Source organism: Pseudomonas frederiksbergensis, assembly GCF_001874645.1.
GTDB classification, from domain to species: Bacteria; Pseudomonadota; Gammaproteobacteria; order Pseudomonadales; family Pseudomonadaceae; genus Aquipseudomonas; species Aquipseudomonas frederiksbergensis_B.
Map to the genome: position 1 here is coordinate 4,470,920 of NZ_CP017886.1, position 12,929 is coordinate 4,483,848.

Here is a 12,929-nt window from a genome sequence, read left to right on the forward strand (position 1 = left end):
TTTTTACTCAAAGGATTGACCCCCCTTATGAAGATCATCCGCAGCAAATCGTTCACCGGTGACCGCGCCTGGGCCGCGTTGGATATTGCCAACATGAATGGCATCACCACCCGTTTGCACTGGACCGATCAGCCGTACAAATGGCACGTCAACGACGGTCAGGAAGTGTTTGTCGTGCTCGATGGGCAGGTGCAGATGCGTTATCGGGAGAACGGTGTCGAGCAGGCTACGCTGTTGGAAGTCGGTGATATCTTTTATGCAGCAGTCGGCACCGAACACGTTGCCCATCCGCAAGGTGCGGCGCGGGTATTGGTGATTGAGACGCAAGGCAGTGTTTAATGCCTATATCTGCAAAACAGATAACAGTTAGAGAAATTACCCGTTATATAGATATTCGATTCGGTTCTACCATGAGTTCCACCTCACCCGAGGACAGGAGTTCACGATGCAATGCCCCAACAGCAACAAAACCGTTAACCGGCCTTTGAGCCATTTGCAGCACCCTCGCGAAGTAATTCGCCAGTTCACCCCGAACTGGTTCGCCGCGACCATGGGCACCGGGGTCCTGTCCCTGGCGCTCGCCCAATTGCCGGTGTCAATCCCCGGTTTGCATGCCTTCGCCGAAGGCCTGTGGATGTTCAACATTTTCCTGTTTCTATTGTTCAGCGGGTTGTATGCCGCACGCTGGGCGTTTTTCTTCGACGAGGCGCGACGGATATTCGGCCATTCCACGGTTTCGATGTTTTTCGGCACCATTCCCATGGGCCTGGCGACCATCATCAATGGCTTCCTGCTGTTCGGTTTGCCGCGTTGGGGGGAGGGCGTAGTGCACTTGGCTGAGGTGTTGTGGTGGCTGGACGTTGCCATGTCGCTGGCCTGCGGCATCTTGATTCCGTACATGATGTTCACCCGTCAGGAGCACAGCATCGACCAGATGACCGCTGTCTGGCTGCTGCCGGTGGTGGCTGCGGAAGTCGCAGCGGCCAGTGGTGGCTTGCTTGCGCCGCACCTGACTGACGCCCACTCGCAACTGGTGGTGCTGGTGACCAGCTACGTACTGTGGGCGTTCTCGCTGCCGGTGGCGTTCAGCATCCTGACCATCCTGCTGCTGCGCATGGCCCTGCACAAACTACCCCACGAAAACATGGCGGCGTCGAGCTGGCTGGCGCTGGGGCCGATCGGCACCGGGGCGTTGGGTATGTTGCTGCTGGGCAGCGACGCGCCAGCGATTTTTGCCGCCAATGGCTTGCCGGGTATCGGTGAAATTGCCGCCGGGCTGGGCCTGGTCGCCGGGATCACACTGTGGGGCTTCGGCTTGTGGTGGATGTTGATGGCGGTGTTGATCACCCTGCGTTACCTGCGTGGCGGGATTCCCTTCAACCTCGGCTGGTGGGGGTTTACCTTCCCGCTGGGCGTCTATTCGCTGGCCACACTGAAGCTGGCGAGCACCTTGAACCTGAGCTTTTTCAGCCTCTTTGGCAGCGTATTGGTGGTCGCACTGGCGATCATGTGGCTGATCGTCTCCAAGCGCACCGTTCAAGGCGCCTGGCGCGGCGAGTTGTTTGTTTCACCGTGTATTGCCGGATTAACGAAATAATTCGCAAAGTTTAGGTAAGGTTGTGGCCTGGATCGCTGTACGACATTCCAATAAGAGCCTCCAAGCCACACAGGGACATGGAAGATGAGTCACCCTTCGCAGTTCACCTTGCTTCGCAAGCGGCGGTTTCTGCCGTTTTTTGTTACGCAGTCCCTCGGGGCGTTCAACGACAACATTTTCAAGCAGTCGTTGATCCTCGCCATTTTGTACAAGCTGACGATCGAGGGTGACCGCTCTATCTGGGTCAACCTGTGTGCGCTGCTGTTCATCCTGCCGTTCTTTCTGTTCTCGGCGCTGGCCGGGCAGTTCGGTGAAAAGTTCGCCAAGGACGCGCTGATTCGCCTGATCAAGCTCGGTGAGATCGCGATCATGGCGGTTGGCGCAGTCGGTTTCCTGTTCGATCACCTGTCGCTGATGCTGGTGGCGCTGTTTGCCATGGGTACCCACTCGGCGCTGTTCGGCCCGGTGAAGTACTCGATCCTGCCACAGGCCCTGCACGAAGAAGAGCTGGTGGGCGGCAACGGTCTGGTGGAAATGGGCACCTTCCTGGCGATTCTGGCCGGGACCATCGGCGCCGGGATCATGATGTCGTCCGGTCACTACGCACCGATCGTCTCCACGGCGATCATCGGTGTCGCGGTGCTGGGCTATCTGGCCAGCCGCGGCATTCCACGCGCGGCGGCGTCGACCCCTGAGCTGCGGCTGAACTGGAACATCTTCAGTCAGTCCTGGGCGACCTTGCGTCTGGGCCTTGGGCAAACGCCCGCAGTCTCACGTTCGATTGTCGGCAACTCGTGGTTCTGGTTTGTCGGGGCGATTTACCTGACGCAGATCCCGGCCTATGCCAAAGAGTGGATGCACGGCGACGAGACCGTGGTGACGCTGATTCTGACGGTGTTCTCGGTCGGTATCGCACTGGGTTCGATGCTCTGCGAGAAACTCTCCGGACGCAAAGTCGAGATCGGTCTGGTGCCGTTTGGCTCTTTTGGGCTGACGGTGTTTGGCTTGCTGCTCTGGTGGCACTCCGGCGGTATCCCGGAAAGCCTTCAAGGTCATGGCTGGATCGAAGTGCTCGGCTTTGGCCATACGTGGTGGGTGTTGCTGGATATTCTCGGGTTGGGGATCTTCGGCGGTTTCTACATTGTGCCGCTGTACGCATTGATTCAGTCGCGCACCGCCGAAAACGAGCGGGCGCGGGTGATCGCGGCCAACAACATCCTCAACGCACTGTTTATGGTGGTTTCAGCGATTGTCTCGATTGTGCTGCTGAGCCTCGCCAAACTGTCGATTCCCCAGCTGTTCCTGGTGGTGTCGCTGCTGAACATTGGTGTAAACGCCTACATCTTCAGCATCGTTCCCGAATTCAGCATGCGTTTCATGATCTGGCTGCTGAGCCATTCCATGTACCGCGTTCAGCACCGCAATCTTGAGCTGATTCCTGATGAAGGCGCGGCGTTGCTGGTTTGCAACCACGTATCGTTCGTCGATGCCTTGCTGATTGGTGGCGCGGTGCGTCGGCCAATTCGCTTTGTGATGTATTACAAGATCTACAACTTGCCGGTGCTGAACTTCATCTTCCGTACTGCGGGGACCATTCCGATTGCCGGGCGCCAGGAAGACATCCAGATTTACGAACGGGCCTTCAAGCGCATTGCCCAGTACCTGAAGGATGGCGAGTTGGTGTGTATCTTCCCGGAAGGCAAGTTGACCGCCGATGGCGAAATCAATGAGTTCAGAGGCGGGCTGACGCGGATACTGGAAGAGACACCGGTGCCGGTGATTCCATTGGCCTTGCAAGGGTTATGGGGCAGCTTCTTCAGTCGTGATCCGAACAAGGGGTTGTTCCACCGCCTCTGGTCGCGGGTGACCCTGGTGGCCGGGCCGGCGGTGGCGGTTGAGGTCGCGCAACCGGCACAGTTGCAAGCACTGGTCGGCGAGCTGCGTGGCGTGGTTCGTTAGGTTTACTGGCTGAAAAAAAAACGCCCGCATGATTGCGGGCGTTTTCATTGTTGGGTATTCGTCAGGCGGCGCTGACTTTCAAGCCAATCAACCCGACAATGATCAGCGCGACGCTGGCCAGGCGGAACAGCGCCATGGATTCACCAAACAGGATGATTCCAGCGATGACCGTACCCACCGCGCCAACGCCGGTCCAGATTGCGTAGGCAGTGCCCAACGGCAGATCCTTCATGGCCAGACCCAGCAACCCCAGGCTGATCACCATGGCGCCGACAGTCAGTACGGTGGGAAGAGGGCGGCTGAAGCCGTCGGTGTATTTCAGGCCTACGGCCCAGCCGACTTCAAACAGGCCGGCGAAAAACAGAATGATCCAAGGCATGAAGACCTCCATCGATTGACGGGGTCGTCCCCAGATTAATAACTCGATCGAGCCGCGAGGTCGTCCTCGCGATGCGCACTATAGTGCCCATGATTAACCAGGGGATCAAGTTCGAGGATCAGTCGATTGCTTGTTGGGCTGCCAGTTCGCGGTCCTGTTTCTCGCTCATCCGGCGGAAATAGGTCGAGAGCAACGCCCCGGAAATATTGTGCCAAACGCTGAACAGCGCGCTTGGCACCGCCGCCAGTGGCGAGAAGTGGGCGCTGGCCAACGCCGCACCCAGGCCGGAGTTCTGCATGCCAACTTCCAGGGCCAGGGATTTGCGTTGCGCCAACGGCAGCTTGAACACGCGTCCGGTGAAGTAACCCAGCAGAAAACCAAAGCTGTTATGCAGCATCACCACAGCCATGATCAGCAGGCCGGACTCGGCAATCTTTGCCTGACTCGCCGCGACAACGGCGGCGACGATGATCACGATGCTCACCACCGAAATCAACGGCAGCACCTCCACCGCGTGGCGCACCCGATCTCCCAGCACACGCTGGGCGACCACGCCGAGCACGATCGGCAGTAACACCACCTGCAGGATCGACCAGAACAGTTCCATGAACGATACCGGCAACCAGGCGGAGGCCAGTAACCAGATCAGGGTCGGCGTCAGCAATGGGGCGAGCAGGGTAGTGACGGCGGCAATCGCTACTGACAGCGCCAGGTCACCGCGGGCCAGCCAGGTCATCACGTTCGATGAGGTACCGCTCGGGCAACAACCGACCAGAATTACCCCGACGGCGATTTCTGGCGGCAGGTGAAACGCCTGGCAGAGCAACCATGCCACGCCGGGCATGATCACGAAATGTGCGACCACGCCCAGCGCCACGCGCCATGGATGGCGGGCAACTTCAGCGAAGTCTTCACGTTTGAGGGTCAGGCCCATGCCGAACATCACCAGTCCCAGCAACGGCACGATCGCGCCTTTCAAGCCGATGAACCACCCCGGTTGCAGGAAGGCCACCACGGCGAAGATCAAGACCCAGTAAGCGAAAGTGTTGCCGACAAAGCGACTCAGTGCTGCCAGTGCACGCATGACCTGTTCCTTCCTATATCGTCTGCAAAAAGATCGCAGCCTGCGGCAGCTCCTACAGAATTTAAGCGTTTCTCTGTAGGAGCTGCCGCAGGCTGCGATCTTTTTCTTTCAGGCGCCGCCGATTCGACCGGCGCCCATTAGCGCGATCAGATCCCCTGCGGAGTCTCTTCGCCGCCCAACGCTTCAACCAGCGCCGGGAGGAATTCGCCGAAGGTCAGCATCATCAGCGTAAAGCTGGCGTCCAGTTGGCCGAGGGCTTCATCGCCACCGTCCTGTTCTGCCTGATCCTGCAGCAGGTCTTCGAACTTCAGACGCTTGACCACCATCTTGTCGTCAAGGACGAAAGACAGTTTGTCTTGCCAGGCCAGGGACAACTGAGTGACCACTTTACCGGTGCTCAGGTGCAACTGGATTTCTTCGCTGGTCAGGTCCTGACGCTTGCAACGAACGATGCCGCCGTCTTCGTGGGTATCGCGCAGTTCGCACTCATCCAGTACGAAGAAGTCGTCGGCGGCTTTCTGGGTGGTGACCCACTCAGTCATGGTAGCGGTCGGGGACATTTTTACCGTCAGCGGACGTACCGGCAGCGTGCCGATCACTTCACGCAGAGTGGAAAGCAGGTCTTCGGCGCGTTTCGGGCTGGCGGAGTTGACCAGGATCAGCCCCTGTTTGGGTGCGATGGCGGCAAAGGTCGACGAACGACGGATAAAGGCGCGCGGCAGGAACGCCTGGATGATTTCATCCTTGATCTGGTCACGCTCCTTCTTATAGACCTTGCGCATCTGCTCGGCTTCGATCTCTTCGACCTTTTCCTTGACTGCGTCACGCACGACGCTGCCTGGCAGAATGCGTTCTTCCTTGCGTGCGGCGATCAGCAGGAAGTCTCCGCTGACATGCACCAGGGGTGCATCTTCGCCTTTGCCAAACGGCGCGACGAAACCGTAGGTGGTCAACTCCTGGCTTGCACATGGACGCGCCAGTTTGGTGGCCAGTGCAGTTTCCAACGCCTCAGCATCAAAAGGCAGATCTTGGGTCAGGCGATAGATAAGCAGGTTTTTGAACCACATGGGGTGAGTCTCTCCTTTATACAAAGGGGGGCATTATTCTCCGCGCAGCGTCATAGGCCAACCCTCAGCTAAGCCTTTGGAAGGCCTGAAAAAATTATTTTAAAAAGTGCTTGCCAGAGGTGGGGCTGCTCCGTAGAATGCGCGCCACACCGAACGTGAAGGGTGATTAGCTCAGCTGGGAGAGCGTCTGCCTTACAAGCAGAATGTCGGCGGTTCGATCCCGTCATCACCCACCATTCGCATTCAGTGTTACGCGCAGCGGTAGTTCAGTCGGTTAGAATACCGGCCTGTCACGCCGGGGGTCGCGGGTTCGAGTCCCGTCCGCTGCGCCATATTCGGTAACCTGGAACGCTGAACGCCAGGTCACCACAGAAAGCCCGCTAACGCGGGCTTTTTGCTGTAAGAGTTCCACGCGAAGTGCACTGTTTCATCGAAATTCAGCTTTTTTAATATTTTTCTTAATTAAATCAGCACGTTATGAATTTTTGTGGCACAATGCGCCCCGCAACGAAGGTAAAGGGTGATTAGCTCAGCTGGGAGAGCGTCTGCCTTACAAGCAGAATGTCGGCGGTTCGATCCCGTCATCACCCACCATTTACTTTCAACGCTACGCGCAGCGGTAGTTCAGTCGGTTAGAATACCGGCCTGTCACGCCGGGGGTCGCGGGTTCGAGTCCCGTCCGCTGCGCCATATTCGGTAACCTGGAACACTGAACGCCAGGTCACCACAGAAAGCCCGCTTAATGCGGGCTTTTTGCTGTCTGGGGTTTTGTTAAGTCATGGCCCCTAATAGAAAAGCGACCCTGGGTCGTTTTTTTCATTCTGGTCTATTGCTCGGTATTGCGCGCGTGCCGGTAATCACTGACCGCTTCGTACACCGCTTTGCGTAGCCGATTGATACCGCCGATAGGACGATGAGCTTCCAGACCAAACCAGGGGTTGAAGGACTGGTTGTCGCATTGCAGGTTCAGCGCTGGCGTGTCGAAGTCCTGGGCGGGAATCTGGATCCGCGCCACGGTTTCGAACGGTGCATCGCTTTCACGCCATTCGATGCTGGTGTCCTCGATCGGCATGTGTCGGGTTGGGTCCTGGCGCTGGACCTGCAAGACAAAACACGCGGGTACCCGATCTGTCGACAGTTGTTGATTCAGTGCGCTGCGCAAAAAGTTTGGCAGCGCTTGATTCTGTGCAGGCAGGGTATAGCTGGGGCAGCTTTCAGGATCTGGCGCAACGCGAAACTTGGCATTGGCCGTACCGAATTTATACGGCGAGACGGAAAAGTAAGTGGTCTGGGTCGGGCTGGCTGGCACTGGCGCCAAGGTCGCCAAGGCAATGAACAGGTGACGAACCTGCCAGCTACGCGGATCCCAATTCGGGAAGAACGCCATGACTTGCTTGCCGTCGGCCTGAGCTGCAATGTTCTGACGGTACTCGGCGACGTTGCTGACGAAGAAGTTAGGATGGCTGAACATCACGAAGTCCTGCTCGCCGCGGCTCTGCTGATCCTTGAGCAACTGTTTTCCCGGCACATCAAGCAATTTGATCGCCATACCTCGGGCATCGCGGACGCTGTCGAATTGTGGATAAGCGTTGCCGTTGGACAGTCGCAGGGTCGCTTGCCAGGTTTTGCCTGCTTCGGCGAAAACGCCTTGGCGCAGTTCAGGCGTCAAATCGGCCAGTACCTGAACTTCGGCTTTTACACAGCCATGAGCCTTGGCGTGGGCATCGCGCAGGTAGCGGGTGTTTTCGCGGTGCTGGTCGACGATGCGCACGGCGGTCTGGATGATGTCCTGCGTCATTGCCGCTTCATCGGTCGGGATGTGTTCTTTGGCTGAGACCGGGCCGCTGTAATGCCAGGCGAACCAGGCCGTCGCCACTGCCCAGCCCAGCAAGCCGACGCCCAACAAGAACAGCAGGGTCTTGCCGAGCAATACGCCGATGCGCAGCCAAAGAGTGATCAACATGCACGAGTCCTTTGGGCCGGGGTGATGGTCATGGCAGTTGCGATTCCAGCGGACCGCCTAGCACCTTCAGGTATTCCAGTAACGCCCAGCGCTCTTGTGGCTGCAGCAGGCGGCCGATGACCCCATTGCCCCGTTGACCTGTACGAAATTCGTGGCCGCTGTTGTGGTTGCCGGTGATTTGCGTATCGAACACAAAGCCGTTGCTGAAGGCTTCAGTGCGATAACCCAGGTGCTGCGGGTCGTATTCGAACGTGCCTTTGTAGAAGGTGGTTGCGCGCTCATCCTGCGGCGAGAGCAGTTGGTAGATGTTCGGTACCGAACCGTTGTGTAGAAACGGCGCGGTCGCCCAGACGCCTGCCAGCGGTCGGGCCTTGTACGCTCGTAGCTCTCGAACGCCAATCGGCAGGCCGAGTCCATCCATGGCGGGGCGCTCTTCAGCTGTGACGTTGGCGTCACGGTAAGCGCGGTTCTCTACGAAGGCAGTTACGTAAGCCAGTCCTTTGGCAACCGAGAGCTTGCTCAGGTCCGGTGGCCCAGTGGGTGTCGGGTGCAATTTGACATCCAGTTTCGCCAGTTCGGCCAGGTCCCATTTGAGCGCGCTCAGGTCGAAACGGTGGTCGGCAATGTTGTTGGCAGCACTCGGGTCGGTGCCAATGACATCCACCGGCAACATTTTCAAATTCTGCTCAGGCCGGCCATTGGTCGCCGTCACCTTCGGTACATGGCAACCGGCGCAGTTTTCGCCGAACAGCGTGCGGCCCTTGGCGGCCAGTGGTTTGTCGATGCTGCCGAGCAATGCTTCGGGCCAGGCCGGAGGTTTGAGTCGCTTCAGGGTCTCTTCGATCAGTTGCAGGTCACGTACTCGCACGCTGGAAGGGTAACGATCATCGCCCTTGAGCGGCTGGCCGGCAGCATCGAAGAAGTTCAGCGTTGCGCCGACGCCCAGGGCTTCACCGATGTTGCGCGCCATGGGTTGTTGGGCTGAGCCGTTCCACTGTACCCAGTCGAAGCTCCAGATATCCCACAACTGCGGGTAGTCCACCGGGGCATTGGCCACTCGGTAGTTGTTCGGCGAAATAGCGTCGCCGAAACTGGCGTTGGCGATACGGCCGAAAGCGTCGGTACGGCCTGGACCTTCTTCGGTGGGATAGAGGCCGCGGTGGGTGTCATTCCAGGCAGCGCGCAGGAAGGAATCCAGCGAAGTTTTGAAGTCCTGGCGCAGTTGTGAGTACTGGGCGTCATAGTCCTGACCCAGTACGTTGTGTGCGAAGCGTTCGAATTTCCAGGGGTTGTAGTAGGTCGAGGCGAGGCTTGCGACCAATGCCTGACCGAAACTGCCGCCGCGCAGAGTGGGGACGCTGGAAGGCAATACGTGTTGTGCCGAGCCGCCGTCGATGCGTACTGCCTGGCCTTTGAAGCGCAGCTCGCCGGTGTGGCAGGCGGCGCAGGTAATATCCAGAAACTCTTCTTTACTGCCTGGATTCTGATGACGGGCGAAACCGACGGGCAGGTTGCCTGGGTTGTTCAGCGTGGTTTTTTGCGCGGGATCCACTAGAAAGCCAAAGCGTGCCAGGTATTCGGGCACTGCAAAACGTTGCTCCGAGAACGGCAGTTCAAGTGCTGTGAACCAGTTGTAGCGCAAGCCCTTGACCTGTGCACCCTGCGGGGTGAAGTAGTAAGTCTGGCGGTCGGCGGTGTCCCACTGCTCGAGGTAATGCACCTGTTCGACTGGCGTATAGACCGGCAGTTTCGGGTTGGCGACGTAATACAGGACCACCGCCAGAGCGACTGCCAGCAGGGTGATTATCAGCAGCAGCACACGGATCAAGAGGCGCACGTTAAACATCCTTGTCGATTTATAGCCTTGTTATGCCTTAGGTCCGGGTATGCGGCAAGTGGCCATTACGCCAGACGTTGTAGGAACCGACGTCTATTGCACTGAGAAGACGCTGACAGAAGCTTCATGACCACTACTCGCAAAATGCGTTAAAAGACCTGAACTTATCGGAGCTTTCCTGCTCTCATGCCGGTAGCCATTGGTCGTGGCGGCCTGATAAGCTCGCGGCTTTATTCGATTGCCCTTTAGGCGCATGAACAAGGAAATAGCATGAAACAGCATCGGTTGGCGGCGGCGGTGGCCCTGGTTAGCCTGGTACTTGCGGGTTGTGACTCGCAGACCAGCGTTGAGCTGAAAACCCCGGCGCAAAAAGCTTCCTACGGTATTGGCCTGAACATGGGCAAGAGCCTGGCTCAGGAAGGCATGGATGATCTGGATTCCAAAGCCGTAGCCCAAGGCATCGAAGATGCCGTCGGCAAGAAAGAACAGAAACTGAAGGATGACGAACTGGTTGAAGCTTTCGCTGCGCTGCAAAAGCGCGCTGAAGAGCGTCTGGCCAAAATGAGCGAAGAGTCGGCAACTGCCGGCAAGAAGTTCCTCGAAGACAACGCCAAGAAAGCCGGTGTCACTACCACGGCTTCCGGCCTGCAGTACGAAGTGATCAAGAAAGCCGACGGCCCTCAGCCCAAGCCGACCGACGTCGTGACTGTTCACTACACCGGCACCCTGACCAACGGCACCGTTTTTGACAGCTCCGTCGAGCGCGGCAGCCCGATTGATCTGCCGGTTAGCGGCGTGATCCCGGGTTGGGTTGAAGGTCTGCAACTGATGCACGTAGGCGAGAAGTACAAACTGTACATCCCTAGTGATCTGGCCTACGGCGCACAAAGCCCTAGCCCGGCAATCCCGGCCAACTCGGTGCTGGTATTCGACCTGGAACTGCTGGCGATCAAAGATCCGGCAAAACAAGACGCTGCCAAGTAATCAGCGTCTGGTATAAAAACAACGCCCCGTTCATACGGGGCGTTGTTGCATCTGGCGTCCAGCGGTCGACAATTCAAGCGAACGGACGCCGTGCAGTGGAGTCATAGCATTGAGGGCGCCTCAGCTAAACGCAGTAGGTTGCCAAGTCAATGAAATGTTGGGTTTTTTTATGTGAGTAAAAAACGCCCGATCTGAGCTGAGCCCTTGTAAAGCGGGGCCTTCAGGCGTGAAAAGCGGCTCTGTTCACAAGGTTATCCACAATTTGTGTGGATAACATTTCAGCGGGAGAAATGATGAAAGCACCCTGGAATTTCGCTCGATTTCTACCTTTGGCTGGAAGGTTGCTCAGTCGTGGGCGTTTACCGGCCCTGTTGTTTGCCGTCGCCAGAAAAGGTGCGAGCCAGGGCGACCGGTTGGGCAAGCTTAAAGACGACCTGCGATTGCTGCAGGCATTGTGCCTGGCGTACTGGCGCGGCGAGTATCGGGACATCAGTCGCAAGTCGATGCTGACAGTGGTGGCGGGGCTGATGTACTTCCTTAGCCCGCTTGATGCCATTCCGGATTTCATCCCGGTATTTGGCATGCTGGATGACATCGCTGTGCTGGCCTGGGTGATGAAAACCCTCGATGACGAACTGAGCGCTTTCCGAGCCTGGCGCGACCGTCAACAGCCGGAAAAGCTCGCGATCATAGAGCGTCTGCCTGATACGCCAGAGCAATTGCAACTGCAAGGCCCGAAAAAAAACTGAGCCGATTCAGGCTCCTCCAAAGATTGATACCCCCTCGCGACCTTGGCGGCTGTTAGGATTACACTTCTAGGGAAAGGTGCCGACTCGCTAAGTGTTGTTGTCCTACGGGGTAGTCATGGATATTCAGATAATTGCACGCGATGGCGAACCCGAATACGCGGTTCTGCCGTGGGCTCAGTATCAAGCGTTATTGAAAGCAGCAGGCGTCACTGAACAGCCACCGCGTGAAGCTACAGTCCGCCACGCGGCCACAGCAGACCAGGTTCTTCCGGGTCTGGATCAACTACGCAGTTTGCGCGAAGGGAAGGGCATCGCCATCGAGGCGCTGGCCCGCACGGTAGGCATCAGCCCGTCTTATCTGGCCTTGATTGAAAGTGGCGAGCGTCAACCTGACGCTGCGATTCGCCGCAGCCTGGCCTGGGAGTTGACGGTGCCGGGATGGAGGGATGAATCGTGAGCGTACGCATCAGTCGTCAACATTGGGACGGTTTAATCGGCGAGCTGGATCAGGCCCGCCGTCAGCGTCATCTTTTGACTTATCGCGCCTTGCTTGAGCGTTTGCAGTTACCAAGCCCGGCCATGCAAACCTTGACTGCCGCCCTTGAGCATCTGGCGGCTCTGGATGCTCGGGCCGAGCAGCCACTGCGCAGTTCGCTGGTCATCAGCCAGGGCGCTAGCCGTTTGCCGCGCACCGGGTTCTTCGAATGCGTCGAGCGGTTGGGGCGTTTCTCCGGGCCTTCCGATGGCGTGGCTGCCGCGTCCTGGCATGCGTCGGAAGTGGTGCGGGTGTTTGAGTACGAATACCCCGAATCTGCGGAGGCCTGAATGCTTTGGCGACTCAAAGCCCGTGCCAGTTACTGGCTGGCACGCAGGCTGTTTCATTGGTCTTGGTTTGTCCGCCAGCCACGCGGCTGGAGCTGGCTTGAAGGCCAGTTCGCACGCATGGCGAACCTCGGCGATGTCGGCGCGCAAAGCTTCTATGGCCACATCCTGACGTTCCGTGGTCAAGGTCTCGGTGCCCGCGAGGAGGGCGTACGTTTGTTGCGTCTTGCCGCACGGGCGGGGGATGGTAAAGCGGCCTATCAGGTCGGCGTGATCAGCCTTGCCGGAACACCGAGCAAGGCCCCTGACGCTGCCGAGGCAGCGCGTTGGTGGCAGATGGCGGCCAAGGCCGGACATCCGCTGGCCGAGATCAAGCTCAAGGAGCTGGCGTCACGTGATGTTTGACGGCCACTCTCACGCGGGCTGACCCGGTTTGCCCGCGATCGCGGGTAAGCACTCTCCTACAGGCGTTTGTAAGGTATTCGCCG

General features: G+C 58.1%; 13 protein-coding genes and 4 tRNA genes. 12 read left to right on the top strand and 5 right to left on the bottom strand.

What is annotated here, in order from left to right; translation table 11 throughout:
* Nucleotides 1–27: 27 nt before the first annotated feature.
* From BLL42_RS21380 to BLL42_RS21390, 3 genes are all read left to right on the top strand, one after another.
* Nucleotides 28–339: a cupin domain-containing protein gene (locus BLL42_RS21380; RefSeq protein WP_071553938.1), complete on the top strand. Its 312-nt coding sequence runs from the start codon at nt 28–30 to the stop codon at nt 337–339.
* Nucleotides 340–445: 106 nt separating this feature from the next.
* A complete protein-coding gene (locus tag BLL42_RS21385) occupies nt 446–1,597 on the top strand; it encodes a TDT family transporter (RefSeq protein ID WP_071553940.1) in 1,152 nt (383 codons plus the stop codon).
* A gap of 84 nt (nt 1,598–1,681) precedes the next feature.
* Complete coding sequence (locus BLL42_RS21390; RefSeq protein WP_071553942.1) at nt 1,682–3,556, top strand: MFS transporter; 1,875 nt, start codon at nt 1,682–1,684, stop codon at nt 3,554–3,556.
* A 61-nt stretch (nt 3,557–3,617) separates the two neighbouring features.
* Here the strand turns inward: BLL42_RS21390 and sugE are convergent, their stop codons facing one another.
* The 3 genes from sugE to rdgC all read right to left on the bottom strand — a co-directional run bounded on the left by sugE (nt 3,618) and on the right by rdgC (nt 6,086).
* Entirely contained in the window at nt 3,618–3,935 is a 318-nt protein-coding gene (gene sugE / locus BLL42_RS21395; protein ID WP_071553944.1) for a quaternary ammonium compound efflux SMR transporter SugE, read from the bottom strand.
* 118 nt (nt 3,936–4,053) lie between these two features.
* Entirely contained in the window at nt 4,054–5,019 is a 966-nt protein-coding gene (locus BLL42_RS21400) for a bile acid:sodium symporter family protein (RefSeq protein ID WP_071553946.1), read from the bottom strand.
* A 146-nt stretch (nt 5,020–5,165) separates the two neighbouring features.
* The gene (rdgC, locus tag BLL42_RS21405; protein ID WP_071553948.1) at nt 5,166–6,086 is read right to left on the bottom strand and encodes a recombination-associated protein RdgC; all 921 of its coding nucleotides are present in this window, start codon (nt 6,084–6,086) and stop codon (nt 5,166–5,168) included.
* Between the two features lie 160 nt (nt 6,087–6,246).
* Between rdgC and BLL42_RS21410 the strand changes: the two genes are divergently transcribed.
* The 4 genes from BLL42_RS21410 to BLL42_RS21425 all read left to right on the top strand — a co-directional run bounded on the left by BLL42_RS21410 (nt 6,247) and on the right by BLL42_RS21425 (nt 6,776).
* Nucleotides 6,247–6,322, top strand: a tRNA-Val gene (locus BLL42_RS21410).
* 19 nt (nt 6,323–6,341) lie between these two features.
* Nucleotides 6,342–6,418 (top strand) — tRNA-Asp (locus BLL42_RS21415).
* A gap of 186 nt (nt 6,419–6,604) precedes the next feature.
* Nucleotides 6,605–6,680: transfer RNA gene (locus BLL42_RS21420), tRNA-Val, on the top strand.
* Between the two features lie 19 nt (nt 6,681–6,699).
* Nucleotides 6,700–6,776 (top strand) — tRNA-Asp (locus BLL42_RS21425).
* 136 nt (nt 6,777–6,912) lie between these two features.
* On the opposite strand, the gene BLL42_RS21430 is transcribed toward BLL42_RS21425, so the two are convergent.
* Both BLL42_RS21430 and BLL42_RS21435 read right to left on the bottom strand, forming a co-directional pair.
* Entirely contained in the window at nt 6,913–8,049 is a 1,137-nt protein-coding gene (locus BLL42_RS21430) for a catalase family protein (RefSeq protein ID WP_071553950.1), read from the bottom strand.
* Nucleotides 8,050–8,077: 28 nt separating this feature from the next.
* A complete protein-coding gene (locus tag BLL42_RS21435; RefSeq protein ID WP_081427318.1) occupies nt 8,078–9,886 on the bottom strand; it encodes a di-heme-cytochrome C peroxidase in 1,809 nt (602 codons plus the stop codon).
* Nucleotides 9,887–10,156: 270 nt separating this feature from the next.
* Between BLL42_RS21435 and bamJ the strand changes: the two genes are divergently transcribed.
* The 5 genes from bamJ to BLL42_RS21460 all read left to right on the top strand — a co-directional run bounded on the left by bamJ (nt 10,157) and on the right by BLL42_RS21460 (nt 12,846).
* Nucleotides 10,157–10,870 (top strand): BamJ family beta-barrel-assembly machinery protein, encoded by a 714-nt coding sequence (bamJ, locus tag BLL42_RS21440; RefSeq protein WP_071553954.1) that lies wholly within the window; start codon nt 10,157–10,159, stop codon nt 10,868–10,870.
* A gap of 293 nt (nt 10,871–11,163) precedes the next feature.
* Nucleotides 11,164–11,619: a YkvA family protein gene (locus BLL42_RS21445; RefSeq protein ID WP_071553956.1), complete on the top strand. Its 456-nt coding sequence runs from the start codon at nt 11,164–11,166 to the stop codon at nt 11,617–11,619.
* Between the two features lie 115 nt (nt 11,620–11,734).
* Complete coding sequence (locus BLL42_RS21450; protein ID WP_071553958.1) at nt 11,735–12,076, top strand: helix-turn-helix domain-containing protein; 342 nt, start codon at nt 11,735–11,737, stop codon at nt 12,074–12,076.
* Complete coding sequence (locus BLL42_RS21455) at nt 12,073–12,444, top strand: hypothetical protein (protein ID WP_019693066.1); 372 nt, start codon at nt 12,073–12,075, stop codon at nt 12,442–12,444. The genes BLL42_RS21450 and BLL42_RS21455 overlap by 4 nt, the downstream gene beginning before the upstream one ends.
* The gene (locus BLL42_RS21460) at nt 12,445–12,846 is read left to right on the top strand and encodes an SEL1-like repeat protein (protein WP_071553959.1); all 402 of its coding nucleotides are present in this window, start codon (nt 12,445–12,447) and stop codon (nt 12,844–12,846) included.
* Nucleotides 12,847–12,929 lie beyond the last annotated feature (83 nt).